This is a genomic window from Nonomuraea sp. NPDC050227 (assembly GCF_044459705.1).
Classification (GTDB): Bacteria; Actinomycetota; Actinomycetes; order Streptosporangiales; family Streptosporangiaceae; genus Nonomuraea.
This window is the reverse complement of the sequence record NZ_JBITJF010000007.1, coordinates 96124-113979: the sequence shown is the minus strand read 5'-3', so window position 1 is coordinate 113979 and position 17856 is coordinate 96124. Positions and strand designations below refer to the sequence as shown.

At 72.4% G+C, this 17856-nt stretch carries 15 protein-coding genes; 11 read left to right on the top strand and 4 right to left on the bottom strand.

Features of this window, described 5'->3' with window-relative positions; translation table 11 throughout:
• Window positions 1-57 precede the first annotated feature (57 nt).
• Together ACIBK9_RS27075 and ACIBK9_RS27070 are read right to left on the bottom strand one after the other, a co-directional pair.
• On the bottom strand, window positions 58-1068 hold the full coding sequence (locus ACIBK9_RS27075; RefSeq protein WP_352360607.1) for a Vms1/Ankzf1 family peptidyl-tRNA hydrolase: 1011 nt from the start codon (window positions 1066-1068) through the stop codon (window positions 58-60).
• 3 nt (window positions 1069-1071) lie between these two features.
• Window positions 1072-1479 (bottom strand): DUF2795 domain-containing protein, encoded by a 408-nt coding sequence (locus tag ACIBK9_RS27070; RefSeq protein WP_387678930.1) that lies wholly within the window; start codon window positions 1477-1479, stop codon window positions 1072-1074.
• 76 nt (window positions 1480-1555) lie between these two features.
• On the opposite strand from ACIBK9_RS27070, the gene ACIBK9_RS27065 reads away from it, so the two are divergent.
• The 10 genes from ACIBK9_RS27065 (at window position 1556) to ACIBK9_RS27020 (ending at window position 16224) form a co-directional block, all read left to right on the top strand.
• A complete protein-coding gene (locus ACIBK9_RS27065) occupies window positions 1556-2644 on the top strand; it encodes a GNAT family N-acetyltransferase (protein ID WP_397161773.1) in 1089 nt (362 codons plus the stop codon).
• A gap of 81 nt (window positions 2645-2725) precedes the next feature.
• Window positions 2726-3901, top strand: coding sequence for a precorrin-6Y C5,15-methyltransferase (decarboxylating) subunit CbiT (locus ACIBK9_RS27060; protein ID WP_397161772.1), 1176 nt, complete (start codon window positions 2726-2728; stop codon window positions 3899-3901).
• A 66-nt stretch (window positions 3902-3967) separates the two neighbouring features.
• Window positions 3968-4813 (top strand): sirohydrochlorin chelatase, encoded by an 846-nt coding sequence (locus ACIBK9_RS27055; protein ID WP_387678939.1) that lies wholly within the window; start codon window positions 3968-3970, stop codon window positions 4811-4813.
• Window positions 4814-4875: 62 nt separating this feature from the next.
• Window positions 4876-5943 carry a nicotinate-nucleotide--dimethylbenzimidazole phosphoribosyltransferase gene (gene cobT / locus ACIBK9_RS27050; protein WP_397161771.1) on the top strand — a complete coding sequence of 356 codons (1068 nt, stop codon included), beginning with the start codon at window positions 4876-4878 and terminating at the stop codon, window positions 5941-5943.
• A 55-nt stretch (window positions 5944-5998) separates the two neighbouring features.
• Window positions 5999-6994, top strand: coding sequence for an agmatinase (gene speB, locus ACIBK9_RS27045; RefSeq protein ID WP_358294793.1), 996 nt, complete (start codon window positions 5999-6001; stop codon window positions 6992-6994).
• Window positions 6995-7073: 79 nt separating this feature from the next.
• On the top strand, window positions 7074-8306 hold the full coding sequence (gene cobA, locus ACIBK9_RS27040; RefSeq protein WP_387678946.1) for a uroporphyrinogen-III C-methyltransferase: 1233 nt from the start codon (window positions 7074-7076) through the stop codon (window positions 8304-8306).
• A gap of 764 nt (window positions 8307-9070) precedes the next feature.
• Window positions 9071-11296, top strand: coding sequence for a dynamin family protein (locus tag ACIBK9_RS27035; RefSeq protein WP_397161770.1), 2226 nt, complete (start codon window positions 9071-9073; stop codon window positions 11294-11296).
• The gene (locus ACIBK9_RS27030; RefSeq protein ID WP_397161769.1) at window positions 11293-12918 is read left to right on the top strand and encodes a YfjP family GTPase; all 1626 of its coding nucleotides are present in this window, start codon (window positions 11293-11295) and stop codon (window positions 12916-12918) included. Before ACIBK9_RS27035 ends, ACIBK9_RS27030 begins: the two co-directional genes overlap by 4 nt.
• 166 nt (window positions 12919-13084) lie before the next feature.
• Entirely contained in the window at window positions 13085-13873 is a 789-nt protein-coding gene (locus tag ACIBK9_RS27025; RefSeq protein WP_397161768.1) for a single-stranded DNA-binding protein, read from the top strand.
• A 1058-nt stretch (window positions 13874-14931) separates the two neighbouring features.
• Window positions 14932-16224 carry a GGDEF domain-containing protein gene (locus ACIBK9_RS27020; protein ID WP_397161767.1) on the top strand — a complete coding sequence of 431 codons (1293 nt, stop codon included), beginning with the start codon at window positions 14932-14934 and terminating at the stop codon, window positions 16222-16224.
• A 109-nt stretch (window positions 16225-16333) separates the two neighbouring features.
• On the opposite strand, the gene ACIBK9_RS27015 is transcribed toward ACIBK9_RS27020, so the two are convergent.
• Together ACIBK9_RS27015 and ACIBK9_RS27010 are read right to left on the bottom strand one after the other, a co-directional pair.
• The gene (locus tag ACIBK9_RS27015; RefSeq protein WP_397161766.1) at window positions 16334-16546 is read right to left on the bottom strand and encodes a hypothetical protein; all 213 of its coding nucleotides are present in this window, start codon (window positions 16544-16546) and stop codon (window positions 16334-16336) included.
• Entirely contained in the window at window positions 16543-17061 is a 519-nt protein-coding gene (locus tag ACIBK9_RS27010; RefSeq protein WP_397161765.1) for a carboxymuconolactone decarboxylase family protein, read from the bottom strand. Before ACIBK9_RS27010 ends, ACIBK9_RS27015 begins: the two co-directional genes overlap by 4 nt.
• 90 nt (window positions 17062-17151) lie before the next feature.
• Here ACIBK9_RS27010 and ACIBK9_RS27005 point away from each other — a divergent pair, with 90 nt between their 5' ends.
• On the top strand, window positions 17152-17748 hold the full coding sequence (locus ACIBK9_RS27005) for a TetR/AcrR family transcriptional regulator (protein ID WP_397161764.1): 597 nt from the start codon (window positions 17152-17154) through the stop codon (window positions 17746-17748).
• Window positions 17749-17856: the final 108 nt, after the last annotated feature.

The following is a 17856-nucleotide window of genomic DNA, read 5'->3' as shown; positions in this document are numbered from 1 at the left end:
CACCGCGGCGACGGCGCGGGCCGTCAGCACCTCTCACCGCGGCGACGGCGCGGGCCGTCAGTACCTGAGCACGGCGGCCACGTCCTGCACGTCGTCGGTGAACCACAGTTCGGCGTCCGTCATGGCGGCGGCCCTGACCACGGCCGAGTCCGCGCGCTCCTCGACCGGCTGCTCGACGCCCCAGCGCCGCAGCTCGCCCTGGTCGGTGGAGAGCTGGGTGCCGCCCTCGCCGGTCCACACGGTCCGGTCGAGCTGGGCGGGCATGAGCACCGCGTGCACCCTGCCCTCGCGCAGGGCGTGCGCCACCTGGGACAGACCGGCCGGGCCCGAGGACTCGCGGTGGCGGTCGAGCAGCTCGGCGCGGCGGCGTTCGAGCCAGTCGTCCAGCGCGCGCTCGACGTCGGCCTCGAACTGGCCGTGGTCGGAGCGGCTGCCGTGCTCGACCATCATCACCCGGTCGGCGGACTTGGTGCTGAGGTGTTGCAGCAGGTAGGAGCGTGACTTCGGCTCGCCGGCCACGATGATCAGCTCGGCGCCGATCCTGCGCACCTGCTCGTCGATCTCGCGGGCGACGGCGACCGCGTTCTTCTCCCACGTCTCCTCGGCGCCCCGTTCGTACCGCTTCTGCGACCAGCCGCCCTGGGCGGTCTTCTGCAGCGGCCAGTCGGCCGCCTCCACGGTGGTCGTGCGCGGCGCGCCGCCGCCGAACACCGACAGCTCGGCCCCGGCGTGGTCCACGATGACGCGCAGGTGCGGCACGTTCTCGCCGCGCTGCCTCAGCATCGGCGTGACGTGCGGCAGCGGCGACACGGTCGCCATCTCGTACGGCGCCCGCGCCAGCGGCTCGGCCAGCACCACCGCGCCGTGCGTGGCGAACAGCGCCTGGCCGGGTGACGGCCGGTTGGCGGCCACCTCCAGGGCGTCGATGGTCTCGGGGTCGGTCCCGTCGAGCTGGTCACGGACGCTGTGCCAGTGCGTCTCCCGCTGCGGCTCGGTGAGCGCGCCCAGATAGACCGACGCGTACGGGCCCCGCCGCTCGTACAGCGGCCTGATGAAGTCGAGACGCACAGGTCACCACCTCCGCTCTTCGATGCCGAGGCCGAGCGCCTTGGCCACGTCGGCGATGTTCACAAAACGGCGGTCGGGAAGGGATCGCACCATGTCGGCCACCTGGTCGGGGGCGTCCACGTTCTCGGCGTGCTGGAGCAGGTCGTCCTTGGAGGCGGGCCAACGGGTGTCGCTGAGCCATCTGGCCAGGTCGCTGCGGATGTCGGCGCCGCGCCGGGTGATGCCTTGGGGGGTGCCGGGCTCGTGTCCCGGGGGGTACGACTGCCCTGACTCCTCGCCGGGCCCGGGCATGGACTCGGTCTCCTTCCACTCCTCGGCGTGCGTGCTGCCGCCGCCGCGGACCATGCCCTCGGTCTCGTGCTTCTGCTGATCGTCCAGGCGCGGACCGTGTTTGTCGCTCCCACGTTCCATAGTTCCCTCACTCCTCTCGAATCGGCCCCTACCCCCGCTTTCGTGGGCAAACATCGTGAGTGTGTAGGGTGCGCACGTGTTCGATCCCGATGCGCGCATCGCCGCCGGACGGCTCGTGCTCCGGCCGTTCGACCCCCGTGACGCCGCCCGCGTGCGGTCGGTGGTGGAGACGGTGGATCCCGGCGACCGCTTCCTCCCGCCGGGCGCGCCCGTCCACGCCTCCGGCGTCGGCCAGTGGCTCGCGCACGGCGTGCACGAGCTGTACCGCTCGCAGCAGGGCCTGCACCTGGCCATGACCGAGGCCGACGACCGCATCGTGGGCGCCATCAGCCTGTTCAGGACGTCGTGGACGGCGGGCACCACCGAGGTCGGCTACGGCGTCCACCCGACGTACCGGGGCCGCGGCTACGCCACCGAGGCCGTGCGCGCCCTGACCGCCTGGGTGTTCGCCACCACCGCCCTGCGCAGGGTGGACCTCACCGCGAACCTGGACAACCCGGCCTCCCTGCGCGTCGCGCTGAAAGCCGGCTTCACCTGGGAAGGCGTGCTGCGCGCCGCCGTGCTGGAGGAGGACGGCCCGCACGACTTGGTCGTCCTCGGCCTGCTGCGCGAGGACTCCGGCGAGCCCGCGCCCGCCCTGCCGAAGACCGAGCTGCGCACGCCCCGGCTGCTGCTGCGGCAGCCCGTCCTCGCCGACGTGCCCGGCCTGGCCGCCACCGGCGCCGACCCGCTCACCCAGGCCAGGACCGGCGTCCCCCGCGACTACAGCGAGGAGCACGCCCGCGCGTTCGTCGACGTCTGCGAACGGATGCGGATGAGGGGCGCGGGCATCGCGTTCACCGTGGAGGAGTTCACCACCACCCGTTTCGTGGCCAACGTGGACCTCAGGGACCTCGACTGGCGCAACCGTACGGCCGAGGTCGGCTACATGACCGCGCCCTGGGCCCGCGGCCGGGGCTACGCGGGCGAGGCCGTGACCGCGATCGCCCGCTGGCTGTTCGAGCGCCACGGCTTCCGCCGGCTGCAACTGCGGGCCGCGTTGTCGAACCCGGCCTCCCAACGCGTGGCGGAGAAGGCCGGCTTCACCCGCGAGGGCGTGGCCCGCGCCGCGCTCGACGGCGAGGACCTGGTCGTCTACAGCCTGGTCCCGTCCGACCTGGCCTGAGGGCACAGCGGACTGGCCTGGCCGGCCCATGGTGAAACCCGGCCGGAACCGTCACCCTGGGGATGAGGACGGTGAGGCTGAATGATCACGGTTGTCGGCTGGGACGGGATCGAGCTGCCGGCCGGGGCCGCGGGCAGGCTGCGTGAGGCGGAGCTCGTCGTGGGCCCCGCCGACATTCTCGGCCGGCTCGGGGTCGACGGACGCGCCGCGGACGACGGCGACGTGCTCCAGGCCCTCGACGGCCATCTCGGGCAGGACCGAGGCCCGGCCGTCGTGGTCGCCGAGGGCGATCCCGGCTTCTTCGGAGTCGTCCGCACCCTACGGGCGCACGGCCTGCGGCCGGACGTCCTGCCGGCCACCTCGCTGATCAGCCGCGCCTTCGCCTGCGCCGGGCTCAACTGGGAGGACGCCCTCGTCGTCGCCCCCTCCGGCCCCGGCCGGCTGGCCCGCGTGGTGAACGCCTGCCGCGCCCATCCCAAGGTCGCGCTGCTCGTCGCGCCCGGCGTCGGCCCCGCCGAGATCGCCAGGGAGCTGGCGCCGACCACGCCGCGCGCCCTGATCGTCTGCGAGGACCTGGGCGGCCCGGGACAGCGCGTCACGCACAGCCGCATGGGGGAGGCCACCACCCGGCCGTGGAAGGACCCCGACGTGGTCCTCGTCATCGACCCGCTGCACCGGCCCGGGCAGCCGGGCTGGGTGGCCGGGGCGCAACCCGGCCCGGCGGAGTGGGCGCTGCCGTGGGAGAGCGGGCTGCCCGCCGAGGCGCGGGCGTTCGTCCTGGCCAAGCTGGGTCCCCGGCTCGGCGACCTGGTCTGGGACGTCGGCGCGGGCGAGGGCGAGCTCGCCGTCGAGTGCGCCAGGCTGGGCGCGGCCGTCGTGGCGGTCGAACGCGACCAGTCCGCCTGCGCGCGGCTGCGTGCCAACGTGCTGGCCCACGGCGTCAAGGTCGCCCTGACCAGGGGGCACGCGCCCGCCGCGCTCGAACCGCTGCCCGACCCCGACGCCGTCTTCGTCGGCGGGGGCGGCGACGACGTGGTCGCGGCGTGCGCCGCCCGCGGCCCCCGCGCGCTGGTGTGCGCGCTCGGCACGGCCGAGCGGGCGGTGGCCGTGCTGGAGCTGCTGCGCGAGCTCGGCTACCGTGGCGAGGGCACGCGGATCCAGGCGTCCGCGCTGACGCCCGGCGCCGGCGGTTCCCACCGTCTGACCGCGGCGGATGCCGTCTTCGTCGTGCACGCCAGGCCCGCGCACGCAGCGTGACCTGTCCCCCACGGGCACGTATCGGTTATCCTCGCGTGACTTTGTCTACGCACCGGAGATCCCTCAATGAAGCCGCCGCTCCTGCTGATCGGGCAGGGCTCGAACGATGACGCCTACGCCGCGGAGTTCGGCAGGTTCGTCCACCGGCTGCGCTGCCGCCTCGACCACACGGCCGTCGACGTCTCCGGCGGCTATCTGGAACGCGCCACGCCGCGCCTGAGCGACTCCGTGGCGTCCCTGATGGCGCGCGGCCACCACCGTCTCGTCGCGCTGCCGCTCAGTCTCAGCAAGGTGGATGCGGAGTTCCCCGCCGCGATGGCGCTCGAACAGCAGCGCCACCCCACCCTCATGTACGACTACGGCCGCCCCCTCGGCCCCGACCCGCGCGTGCTGGCGCTGCTGGCCGACCGGCTCGGCGAGGCCGCCGCCGAGATGGCCAGGCCGCGCCCCCTGGAGCTGGTCGGCGCCCGGCCCCGGCTGCGCGCCGTCGACACCCCGGCCCTCGACGACGTCCCCGGCCAGGTCGAGCCGGGTGAGACGGCGGTCGTGCTGGTCGGCGAGGGCTCGACCGACGCCGCCGCCAACGCCGAGGTCCACCGGGTGTCGCGGCTGTTCTGGGAGACGCACGCCTACGACTACATGACCGTCGAGACCGCGTTCGTCTCGGTGACGCCGCCCGGCGTGCCCGGCGGGCTCGAACGCTGCCGCCGGCTGGGCGCCAAGCGGGTGATCGTGGTGCCGTACCTGCTGTTCGCGGGCGGCCTGCTGGAGCGCGTGTGGGCGCAGGCCCTGGCGTACGGCGCGGGCCACCCCGACCTCGACATCCGCTGCGCCGAGGTGATCGGCGACTGCGAGACGCTGGCCGACGTCGTGATCGACCGGTACGAGGAAGCGCTCCAGCTCGTCCACTGACGCTCCACCTCGTCCGCCAACGCTCCAGCTCGTTCACTAACTGTCACTACGTGGAGGTGTCCGTGCTCGCCGAGACCCTGGCGGCCATCCGTCCCGCCGACCCCGAGGCGCTCGCCGAGGCCCGCGCCCACCAGGACCGGCTCACCAAGCCGCGCGGCGCGCTCGGGGCTCTGGAGGAGGTGGCCGTACGGCTGGCGGGCGCGTCCGGCGTCTGCCCGCCGCCCATGCCCGAGCCGGCCGCCCTGGCCATCTTCGCGGCCGACCACGGCGTGCACGCGCGCGGCGTCAGCCCGTGGCCGCAGGAGGTCACGACGCAGATGGTCGCCAACTTCCTGGCCGGCGGCGCGGTCGCCAACGCCTTCGCCGCCCAGGTGGGCGCGTCCGTGACGGTGGTGGACGTCGGCGTCGCCACCGACCTGCCCGACGCCCCCGACCTGGTCAAGCGCAAGGTCGCGTACGGCACCGCCGACCTGTCGCGCGGCCCCGCCATGAGCGTCGACCAGGCCGTCAGGGCGCTGGAGGCGGGCATCGCCGTGGCGCAGGAGCTGATCGACGGGGGCGCCCGCTGCCTGATCACCGGCGACATGGGCATCGCCAACACCACCGCCTCGGCCGCGCTGATCTCCGCGTTCACCGGCAAGGACCCGGCCGAGGTGACCGGCAGGGGCACCGGGATCGACGACGCGACCTACGACCACAAGGTGGAGATCGTCCGGGCGGCGCTGCGGGTGAACGGCCTGCCCGGCGGCACCGGGCCGAGCGACGCCCTGCGCGCGCTGGCCGCCGTGGGCGGCTTCGAGCACGCGGCCATCGCGGGCTTCGTGCTGTGCGGCGCGGCGAACCGGGTGCCGGTGATCCTCGACGGCGTCATCGCCGGCTCGGCCGCCCTGGTCGCCGCCGCCCTCGACCCCCACGTCAGCGGTCACTGCGTGGCCGGCCACCGCTCGGCCGAGCCCGGCCACGCCGCCGCGCTCGACCATCTCGGGCTGCGCCCGCTGGTGGACCTGGAGCTGCGGCTCGGCGAGGGCACCGGCGGCCTGCTCGCGCACCCGCTGGTGTGCGCGGCCGTACGGGTGATGCACGAGGTGGCGACGTTCGACTCGGCGGGGGTCACGGAAAAGCCCGTGTGATGATGGGGGACACTCGAAACAGCACGTGAGGTGAGCAGTGTCCCGGTACGGTCCCATGTTCGGCCCTGACATCACGTTCCTCGGCGTGGACCGCTGCGACGTCGCGGACCCGGCCAGCTACGCCGGAGCCGACGTGGTGATCATCGGTGCGCCCTTCGACGGGGGCACCTCCAACCGGCCGGGCGCCAGGTTCGGGCCGATGGCGCTGCGCCAGACCTGCTACCTGCCGCACAACGGGTCCCGTCCGAGCCTGGCCCTGCGCGTCGACGCCCTCCGCGACCTGCGGGTGCTCGACGCGGGCGACGTCGAGTGCTACTCCGGCGACGTCGAGGGCTCGCTGGCCGCCATCGAGGACGCGGTGCACCGGATCGCCTCCTCCGGGGCGGTGCCGGTGGTGCTCGGCGGCGACCACACCGTCGCGCTGCCGGACGCGCGGGGCACCGCCAGGGCGTACGAGCCGGGCCGCACCTCGATGATCCACTTCGACGCGCACGCCGACACCGGCGACATCGAGTTCGGCCACCTGCACGGGCACGGCCAGCCGATGCGGCGGCTCATCGAGTCCGGCGCCATCCGGGGCGACCGGTTCCTGCAGATCGGGCTGCGCGGCTACTGGCCCGAGCCCGAGACGCTCGACTGGATGGCGGCGCAGCGCATGCGCTCGTACGAGATGACCGAGATCGTGACGCGCGGGCTGGAGGAGTGCCTGACGGAGTCGTTCGGGATCGCGCTCGACGAGTGCGACCAGGTCTTCCTGTCGGTGGACATCGACGTCTGCGACCCCGGGCACGCCCCCGGCACCGGCACGCCCGAGCCCGGCGGCCTGTCGGCCAGGCAGCTCCTCGACGCCGTGCGCCGGATCTGCTACGAACTGCCCGTGGCCGGGATGGAGGTGGTCGAGGTCTCGCCGCCGTACGACCACGCCGACATCACCGCGTTCCTCGGGAACCGCGTTATTCTTGAGGCACTCTCGGCCATGGCCAGACGCCGCAAAGACGCTCAGGGCGGGCCACGCTGGGACCCGTCGCAGCCTCTTCTTGACGGCCGTTGAGCCATGCGCAGCGAACGACGCACGGTGAGCCGGTAGGTTTACCTCCAAACACAACCTTCGCGAACGGGAGAATCCCCCCATGGGTCCCTACCTCCTCGGCCTGCGGCTTTCCGGCCGCCGGGTGCTCGTCGTGGGCGGCGGCCGCGTCGCGCAGCGGCGCGTTCCCGCGCTGCTCGAGGCCGGTGCGGAGGTCACCGTGGTGTCCCCGGCCGTCACCCCGGCCCTCGACGACCTGATCGCGACGGGCCGGGTCACCTGGCACGCGCGGCCGTACGAGGTGGGCGACTGCGACGGCGCCTGGCTCGTGCAGGCGTGCACCGACGTCAGGTCCGTCAACGCCGCGGTCGCGGCCGAGGCCGAGGCCAAGCGGGTGTGGTGCGTGCGCGCCGACGACCGCGACGCCTCCGCCGCCTGGACCCCGGCCGCCGGCCGGGTCGACGAGATCAGCGTGGCCGTCACCGCGGGCGGCGACCCGCGCCGGGCCGCGGGCATCCGCGACGCGGTCGTCGGCGCGCTGCGCGACGGCACGGTCGACGCCCGCCGCAACCGCACCAAGCCCGTCGGCGTGGCCCTGGTCGGCGGCGGCCCCGGCGACCCCGGCCTGATCACCGTGCGCGGGCGGCAGCTCCTCGCCCAGGCCGACGTCGTGGTGGCCGACCGGCTCGCGCCCCGGGCGCTGCTCGACGAGCTCGCCCCCGACGTCGAGCTGATCGACGCCGCCAAGGTGCCCTACGGCAGGTCGCTGTCCCAGGAGAAGATCAACGAGCTGCTGGTCGACCGGGCCAGGCAGGGCAAGTTCGTCGTCCGGCTCAAGGGCGGCGACCCGTTCGTGTTCGGGCGCGGCGGCGAGGAGATGATCGCCTGCGCCCAGGCCGGCATCCCCGTGCTCGTCGTCCCCGGCATCACCAGCGCCGTCGCGGTCCCGGCCGCGGCCGGGGTGCCGGTGACGCATCGCGGGGTGAGCCAGGAGTTCCACGTCGTCTCCGTGCACGTCGCGCCCGACCATCCGGCCTCCACGGTCGACTGGCCCGCCCTGGCCCGATCCCAGGGCACGCTGGTGCTCATGATGGCCGTGGAACGGCTGCCGAAGGTGGCCGAGGCGCTGCTTCGAGACGGACGTGCGCCGGAGACTCCCGTAATGGTGGTACAGGACGGTACCCTTCCGACCCAGCGGGCGGTAATCGCACCGCTTTCCACCGTGGCCGACCGCGTGTCCGCGGCTGGGATACGGCCTCCGGCGATCGTCATCGTCGGCGACGTCGTGCGGGTCGGCCAGGAGGTCGAGATGGTTCGAGCGGAGCGCTTGCCGTGAACACCGCCATGGATGACGGGCGGCACGAGTCGCTGGGGGAGCAGACGTTGAGCTTCCGCCCGGTGACGGACGACGACCTGCCCGATTCCCGGCCACCCGCGCCTTCGCCACCCGCCGCTCCCTCAGGCCCGCCGTCCGCCTCTCCTGCGGGCCCGTCGTCTGCGGCTGCCGCGGGCTCGCCGCCTTCGGCTTCCGGGGGGCCGTCGGCCTCGGGGGAGCCGTCGTCCTCCGCTGCCCGGCCGTCGCTCTTCCAGCCGTCGGCGCGCGCCGACGAGCCCGTCCTCCCTCGGCGGCCCACCGCCCCGCGGCTCCCGGCCGCTTCGCAGGAGCCCTCCGCCGGTACGGACGAGCCCGGCCCGTCCACGGGGCCCAGCCTCTTCACGCCGTCCCGTCCGGCCGACCGTCCGAGCCTGTTCACCCCGGCCCGTGCCGCCGACCCGCGTGAGGGGAACGAGACGCGTCCGAGGCCCGCCGCCTTCTGGGAACGAGCCCCCCAGGAACCGGACACCGCCCCGTCCCCGGAGACCGAGCCGACGCCCGCGACCCCGAACGCCACCGCCACCGACAGCGAAGAGGCGTCTTCCGACGCCGAACAGGCGCCGCCCCCGGCGGCCGCCGCCCCTGACGCCGACGCCGACGCCGGGAACTCTGCTCATGCCGATGGCGGCTCGGAGGGCGACGACGTTCCCCGGCCCGATGACGATCCCGCTTCTGAAGCCGAAGCGGCGCCCTCTGCGGAAGGCGACGGCGACCCCAGCGAGGCGATGGACGCTGACGACAGCCGCGCCGACGCCGTCGCCGTCGCCGACCCCAGCGACGCCGCCACCTCCGTGGCCACAGAAGACGCCACCGGCTTCGACGCCTTCTCTCCGGCCTCCGATGTCCTCGCCGGCGCTGACTACCCCACCGACCCGGGAGACCCGGCGGAGGAGGAACCCGGATCCGAGGCCGACGCCGAGGAGGTCGCGTCCACCGTAGAGACCGATGACGCCGAAGCGGCCGCCGACGACCGCTCCGACGCCGTAGGCAACAGCGGCGAGACCGTCCCCAACGCCGACCCGAACACCGAGGCGGACACCGACACGGGTGCCACCCCCCAGATCGACGCCGAATCCAGCGACCCCACCGACACCACCCCGGACACCGACGCTGGCCCGGACACCGACGCGGATGCCCTCGTCCGGGCGAACGCCGAAACCGACGCCAACGCCGATGCTGACACCGACGACCACTCCGACGCGAACGCCGACACCGACGGCGACGCCGACGCCGACGCGGAGACCGACGCGGATGGCGACGCCGTAGCGGAGCCGGAAAGCGCGCCCGAGGAGGGGCCGCGGGTCGAGGAGTTGCCGGCCGAGGTCGTCGAGGCGATGACGTCGGCGCTGAGCGCGTTGCGCGAAAGCGTGTCCGACCTGCGCTTCAGCCTCGACCTGCCGGGAGCCGAGGAGGCCAGGCAGGCGCGGGCCGACCTGCTGGCCCAGCTGGAGAACTACGTCCTGCCCAGGGTGCGCACCAACACGGCCCCCGCGCTGATCGTGATCGCGGGCTCCACCGGGGCGGGCAAGTCCACCCTGGTCAACTCCCTGGCCGAGCGGAACGTCTCCCGCACCGGAGTGCGCCGCCCGACCACCGGCACGCCCATCCTGGCCTGTCACCCCGACGACAGGAAGTGGTTCGCGGAGGGCGAGCTGCTCAGCGGCCTCGAACGGCTGGACCGGCCCTCGCCCGACAGCGAGACGAGCGGCCTGGTCGTCGTGACGACCGAGAAGCTTCCGCAGGGCGTCGCGCTGCTGGACACCCCCGACATCGACTCGGTCGTCGAGGAGCACCACGAGATCGCTCACCGCATGCTCGACGCCGCCGACCTGTGGATCTTCGTGACCACCGCCGCCCGCTACGCCGACGCGCCCGCCTGGAGCCTCCTGCGCCTGGCCAAGGAGCGCGGCGCCCGCCTGGCCATCGTGTTGTCGCGGGTGCAGCCCCGCTCGGCCGACGTCGTGCTCAAGCATTTCGTCCGCATGCTGACCGAATACGGCCTGGGTGACATCGACCGGTTCGTGATCCACGAGGCGACGGTGACCGACGGCAGGCTGCCCGACAGCGAGGTCACCGACCTGCGCATGTGGCTGGCCGAGCTCTCGGTCGACGAGGCGCGCCGGGCGCAGGCCGTGCAGGAGACCCTGAACGGGGTGCTCAACAGCTTCCGCACCCGCGTGCCCGCGCTGGCCAGGCATCTGGAGGGCCAGGCGGCGTTCCGCGCCGAGCTGCGCAGCGACGTCGAGGCCGCCTACCTGGGCGCGCTGGCCGAGATCGACAAGGCGTCCAAGAACGGCTCGCTGCTGCACGGCGAGGTGCTGGCCCGCTGGCAGGACTTCGCGGGCTCCGGCGACCTGATGCGCTCGTTGCAGTTCGGCAAGAGCGGCAAGGCGGGCAGGCAGACGCCCGAGCGGGTGACGGCGTTCAAGGCGGCGATCCGGGCCGGGCTGGAGTCGGTGATCGTCGCCGCGGCCAACCGCGCCGCCGAGGAGGTGGTCGCGCGCTGGCGGCACCGTTCGGAGCTGGGCGCCAAGCTCGCCGACGGGCTCGACCGCCCGTCGGACAACCTGCTGCGGCACGCCGGGCGCGCCATCGCGTCCTGGCAGGACCACCTGAACGAGCTCGTACGCACCGAGGGCGTGACCAAGCGCTCGGTGTCCAAGCTCGTCTCGTTCGATCCCGACGCGCTCTCCCTGATCTTCACGGTCGCCATGTTCAGCGGCGGCGACGGGTCGGGCGTGCCGCACCGGCTCGTCAACGCGCTGCTCGGCGCGGAGTCGCTGCGCGGCATCGGCGCCAAGGCGCTCAGTGACCTGCGAGCCAGGATCGGCATGCTGTTCGACGAGGAATCCATGCGTTACGTACACGCTCTCGACTCGGCGGGCATCCCGGACGAGTCCGTCGCAACCCGCCTCTACCAGGCGACGTACAACCTTGAGGTCGCCCGATGACGACGACCACGCCCCCGAGGGCGGGCCTCGCGCCGAGGTTGTCCGCGCTCAACAAGGTGGTGGAGCTCGGTCCGGGGCGGCTCGACCAGAAACTGCTCACCGAGGCCGGCGCGCTGCTGACGCGGGCCGGCGACCGGCTCAAGCTGTCGTCCGAGCACACCGTGGTCGCCCTCGCGGGCGGCACCGGCAGCGGCAAGTCGTCCCTGTTCAACGCCATTTCGGGGCTTGAGCTGTCGCCCACCGGCGTACGCCGTCCGACGACCGCCCGTACCCACGCCTGCGTGTGGGGGCTGGAGGGCTCGGCGCCGCTGCTCGACTGGCTGCAGATCCAGCCGCGCCACCGCTTCTCCCGGACCAGCGCGCTCGACAAGGGCGACAGTCAGCTCCACGGGCTGATCCTGCTCGACCTGCCCGACCACGACTCGATCCGGGCGCTCAGCGACAACGAGGCCGACCGGCTCATCGGGCTGGCCGACCTGGTGGTGTGGGTGCTCGACCCGCAGAAGTACGCCGACGCCTCCACCCACCGGCGCTACGTGACCGAGTTGGCCGGGCACGACGCGGTGACCGTGTTCGCGCTCAACCAGGCCGACAGGCTCTCCGCGGCGGAGCTGGCCGAGCTGGTCATCGACCTCAACGACCTGCTGCGCCGGGAAGGCGTCGAGCATCCCAGCGTCGTACCGACCTCGGCCGTCACCGGGCGCGGCGTCGAGAGCCTCAAGAGCGTGATCGCGACCGCCGTCGGCCGCCGCCGCGCCGCCGTCCAGAAGCTGGAGGCCGACCTCCAGCGGATGGAGCAGCGGCTCGCCGAGGCCATGCCGCTCGGCGACGCGCTGCTCGTGCCGTCGTCGGTCGACGAGGCGCGCAGGATGGGGCTCACCGATGCGCTCTGCGACGCGATCGGCGTCCCCGCCGTCGGCGAGGCCATGGAGAACGTCTACGCCGAGCGTTCCAGCCAGTGGGTCGGCTGGCCGTATCCGCGGTGGTTCGCCAAGTTCCGTCCGGATCCGTTGAAGAGCCTGCGTCTCGAAGACGTCGGCGACGAGATCCGGGGTATCACGACCGGCTCGGTGAGCGCGCATTCCGCCGAGGTGGCCAACGCCGTGCAGGCGCTCACCGACGGGCTGTCGGCCGGGATGGACCCGGTGTGGCGGACCGCGGTGCAACAGGCCGCGCGCTCGCACGCGTCCCGGCTGCCGAAGGCGCTGACCGAGGAGCTCACCGAGGTGGCGCCGCGCCTCGACCGGGTGCCCGGCTGGTGGCGGCTGCTCAAGGTCTGGCAGTACCTGCTGGTGGTGGCGTTCGTGGCCGGGGTGGTGTGGCTGGTGGCCGGGCTGACCGTGCCCGCGCAACTGCCCGCGACCCTGCAACTGGTCGGCGACGGCGCGGCGCTGCCGTGGGTGGCGCTCATGATGGCCTCCGTCCTGGGGCTGGGCGCGTTGTCGGGCATCGCCTCGCGCAACTTCGTGGAGCTGGGGGCCTCGCGGGAGCGGGAACGTCTGGAGCGGGAGATGCGCCGCAGGGTGTCGACGGTGTCGGCGAAGATGGTGGTGGAGCCGGTCGAACGCGAGCTCGGCCGCCACCACGCCTTCTACACGGCCCTGCGCGACCTCTCGGGCTGATCCCCCTCTTCTCGTACGCTTCCTGCACGACCGGCCTTCATCCACAGCCCTCCTCCGTCGCCGTCCCCTCATCCACAGAACGGCGTTCGCCCCCGCCCCACCCGGCCTGCTTCAGGCACCGTGTTCCCAGGTCGCGGGCAGTCCGCCCGCCGCATGGGAGGCACGGATGAACGACATCTACATCACGCTCACCGGAAACGTCGCAGCAGAGCCACGGCAGTACAGCTTCGACGACGGCACCAGGGTCACGTCGCTGAAGGTGTTCACCTCGCACCGCTACTTCGACAGGAAGACCGGGCAATGGACCGACGGTGAGCGCGTCTGCTTCACGGTCCGCTGCTGGCGTGCGCTGGGCGACAACGTCGCCGACTGCGTACGGGCGGGGCAGCCCGTCGTCGTGTCCGGCAAGCTCCGCATCCGCGAGTTCGGCGCGGAAGGCGACCGCCGGTTCATGCCGGAGATCGAGGCCAGCGCGGTCGGGCACGACCTGCGCTGGGGCACCGGCGTCTTCACCAAGCCGGAGCGCGGGGGCGGCCTGGGCTCGATGACCAAGGAGATGCGCGAACGCCTCGACGAGGAGACCCAGGACTGGGCGATGGGCACCAAGCCCGTCCGTCCGTCTTCCCTCCACCCGACCGCCGACCCGTCGGTCCCCGCTACCGCCGACGCCCTCCGAAGCGCACCCGCGCAGCCTCACGACGACGACGCCGGGCCGGACGCCGACCTCACGACGCTGGCCATAGCCGCCACCGACCCCGACGCCGCCACCCCGCAACCCAGCGCACGTCCCGAGCCCCGGCCTGACACCGCCGTGGATGACGACACCACTCCTGGCACGGTCACACCAGAGCAGCCGGGCCGCGGTTCGTCAGCCAAGGCCGCCACGGTCCGCGTCCTGGGCGCGTCCAGCAAGCCCCGGACGAAGACACAGACACCGGAGAAAGCCGCAGCCTGACACCATCGCCACCTGACGGCTGAGCACCTGCACCAGTGGATGCTTCCGCCGCGACGGACACGTGGCCGCTGCCCACGAGGGCGGGTGTCTTCATGCCGACCTACGCAACCCGCCATGAAGACACCTGCCCAAACCCGCCCAGCCCGCTCGCCTCGCCCCCCCACAACCACACCGCCAGGTGCGCCCACAATGAGGACGCAGTGGGCGGCCGATCAAGCGAAAGCGCGCCCCCGGCACAGCGCCCAACCCGCCGACTGCGCACCCACCTGCACGGACCACTCGCGGGCTGCGCAACGTACCCACCTGTCTGGACGGGGTTGCCCGTTGTCTGTATGGGCTCCTTAACCGCCTGACCGGGGCACCCACGCAACTGTCAATCCACCCAAGGGGGCGCATGCATGCGGAGGCGCACTGGCCCGGTTCGTCTCACGGTGATCCCCCACAGGGGTAACTACGCCCGGAGGCACGCTGCCCAGGTGAGGGTTGGTGCCGCTTGCCTCCTGGCGGTGCTCGGGTTCGGGGACGCGCAGGCGTCGAGGCGGACGGCATCGCGTGAAGGACATTCAGCGTCCTCAGGCGGTGACGCGACGCGCGTGCGGGCAACGGCGGGCAAGCGCGACGTGACGGAGTCGTTTGTGTGATGCACTCCTTGATTGCGTAGGCCCAGACGCGCTGGTCATCGAGTTCCTCGACGGACCGGATGAAGGAGTGGTACGACCGATGGTTCACCGGCCATCGGTCAGGGGGAAAGCGATCGGGGCGGAGGGCAGCAGCCGATGGGCCGGCGCCCCGCGCAGGGGACGGCCAAGGGGAGGGGGAGGGGCATCGGCTGATGGCCCCGATGTCACCCCGAAGGGGGGCCGATGGGGTGTTTGTCCGTGTCAGATACCTAGAGCATGGGTCATGTCCAGGTCACGCCCCGCACCATGGTTGCTCCTTTCCGGCACTGCCCGCTCGCGGAGTGAGCGGGCGTGGTCGTTTCAACGTAGCGGTTCCCATCGCATAACGCACACTCCGCAATTATTGTGTTACACATCGTTAGTCAGGGAGGAGACGAGATGGCGGCGACCAGTCACGCCACGATCAAGTCTCGCGACGGTGTGTCAAGAATGGCCGGTCGTTGGCCATTGCTCGGGCAACGGCGCCCGCTTGTGGCGTATCTGTGCGCCATTGTCGCCCTAGATGCCGTCGCGATCACCTTGTTCACGAGGTCTACCGAGTTCCACTGGCCGGATTTGCTGACCTTTGCCGCTCTCATGGCGTGCGGCGCGGTCTGCATCGAGGCCAGCAGGCGTCTGGGCATGCCCGCCGGAGTCTCGCGTGACCTGTTGTCGGCCTGGTGGCTGCCGGTCGCCCTGCTCCTGCCGCCGGTCTACGCCCTCTTTGCGCCGATCGTGCTGCAGATCCTTCTCCAGGTGCGCGTGCGCGCCACAGTTCTCTACCGTCGGGTGTTCAGCTCGGCGGCCATCGGTCTGGCCGGCTGCACGGCATCGGTCGCCTTCCACTGGGTCGTCCCCGACCCCTGGGTGCTGACGCGGGGGAGTGGGCCGCCGATCGCTTACGCGGTTGCGGCCGCTGTGCTGTTCTCCCTGCTCAACATTGGTCTCATCGCGGTCGCGGCGCACACGTCCGATCCTGAGGGGTCGTGGCAGGAGGTGTTGTGGAACCGGGAGAGCGTCCTGCTGGACGTCGTCGAGCTGTGTCTCGGGGTCACGGTCTCGATCGGGTGCGGGCTCAACCTGGCTCTGCTGGTGCTCGCGTTGCCGCCGGTCGTCCTGCTGCAACGCAGTCTGTTGCATGCGCAGTTGCAGGCCGCCGCCCGTACCGACTCGAAGACCGGGCTGCTCAACGCGGCCGCCTGGCAGCGGGAGGCCGACACCGAGATCCTGCGGGCGCGTCGCAGCGGTGACACGCTGGCGCTGCTGATCATCGACATCGACCACTTCAAGCGGGTGAACGACGCCCACGGACATCTGGTCGGCGACGAGGTGCTGGCCGGGGTGGCGGCCATGTTGCGCAGGGAACTGCGGGAGTCCGACGTGGTGGGGCGGTTCGGGGGCGAGGAGTTCGTCGTCCTGCTGCCGGGGGCGGACGTCGACGAGGCGCGGCAGGTCGCCGAGCGACTTCGTACGCACATCGGGCACATGGCCATCCCGGTGGACGACGCTCTGATCCGGATCACGATCTCGGTCGGGGTCGCGTTGATGTGCGTGCACGGTGACGATCTGATCGACCTGCTGGCCGCCGCCGACCTGGCTCTCTATCGGGCCAAGGAACTGGGCCGGGACCGCGTCTGCATCCCCGTCGTCCAGCCGCCGCAACCGCCGTCGCCCGAGGAGCAAGCCGTGTGACGTGCCTTCGCGCACGCCGTGTGGTGCGCGGTGGGATGTGCGGCGAATGCGGGCAGGCGCCTGAGGGACGGATGGGTCAGGGGCCTGCCCTCGGGTTGTGGCCTGACAGTCAGGGCGTGGTGACGCCGTCGCAGGTGACGAGGCGGACGGCGGGAGCCGAGACGATCTGGATGTGGGGTACGCCGGGGACCTCGACGTTGAGATACCCGCCCTCGATGGCGAACCGCACTCCTTCCACGGCCGACACCCGGCGGCCCTCGGAGTTCGTCAGCGTGTAGCCGTCGAGGAGTTCGACGGTGCCGTTTCTCCAGGTGGGGTTCATGCCTGCACCTCCGGGAAGTCCAGCTCGGGCTGGGCGAGGTGGTTGAAGTAGTTGGACAAGGTGTTCAGGGCGATGTGGCCCACGATCTCGGCGAGTTCCGCGTCCGAGACGCCGGCGGCCCGTGCGGCGTCCAGGTCCGCGTCGCTCACCGCGCCGCCCGTGTGCATGATCGCCTGAGTGATCGCCAGGACGGCGGCCGCGTGCGGCTCGTCGTCCGCGCCCTGCCGGGTCTGGAGAAGTTCCTCGTCGGACATGCCCATACGGCGTCCGCGCATGGTGTGGGCGCTCACGCAGTACGTGCAGTGGTTCTCCTGGGCGACCAGCAGGGCGATCTGCTCCCGCAGTCTCGGGGTGAGGGCGCCCGAGCCGAGGTGTTCGCGCATCGCGAGGTAGCCGGCCAGGGCGGCTGGGCCGTTGGCGAGGGCGGCGTACAGGTTGGGGACCTTGCCGAGCTGGCGGCGGGTCTGGTCGAGCAGACCGTCATTGTCTTCTGTCAGTTGTGGAAGGCGGGGCATGAGGTCTCCAAAACGGTACTGGTCGGTTCCATCTGAGCAAGACGATACCGAACGGTTCCGTTTTAGGGAAGTTCGGGATAGCTTGGCGGTATGCCCACACGTGCACGTGAACGACTGCTCGACGCCGCCGAGGACCTTTTCTACGCGGAGGGGATCAGAGCGGTGGGCGTCGAGCGGATCCTGAGTGTCTCGGGGGTGGGCCGCGCCTCCTTCTACCGGCATTTCCCGAGCAAGGACGACCTGGTCGTGGCCGTACTGCGGCGACGGGACGAGCGGTGGAGGGCCTGGCTGGCCGAACGCGTGGAGGCTCTGGGCGGCCATTCGCTGGACGTCTTCGACGCCCTGGCCGAACGGTTCGCGCGGGCGGATTTCCGTGGGTGCGCCTTCATCAACACCATGATCGAGACGGCGGATCCGGACAGTGCGGCACATCGGGTGGCGGCCGAGCACAAGGAGCGCGTGCGGGCGTACGTCTCGGGGTTGATCGAGCGCGACGGTCGCGCCGATGCCGCCGAGCTGGCGCACCTGTTCGTCCTGCTGGTGGACGGGGCCATCGTCACGGCGGTACGTGAGCGCTCGACCCACCCGGCGCAACGGGCACGAGCCGCAGCCGCCGCCCTCCTCGCCCCGGCGCGGACCACCACGGGGACCACCGCAGGGGCCGAGACTTCAGGGGCCGCGACCTAGGAAGCCGTGGCGGACGCGGCCGTGGCGGAGGGGGCCATGGTGAGGGGGGCCGTGGCTGAGGGCGGGCGGTGAACGGTGTCCCTGCCCGAGGTGGGTTCGGGGCCTGGG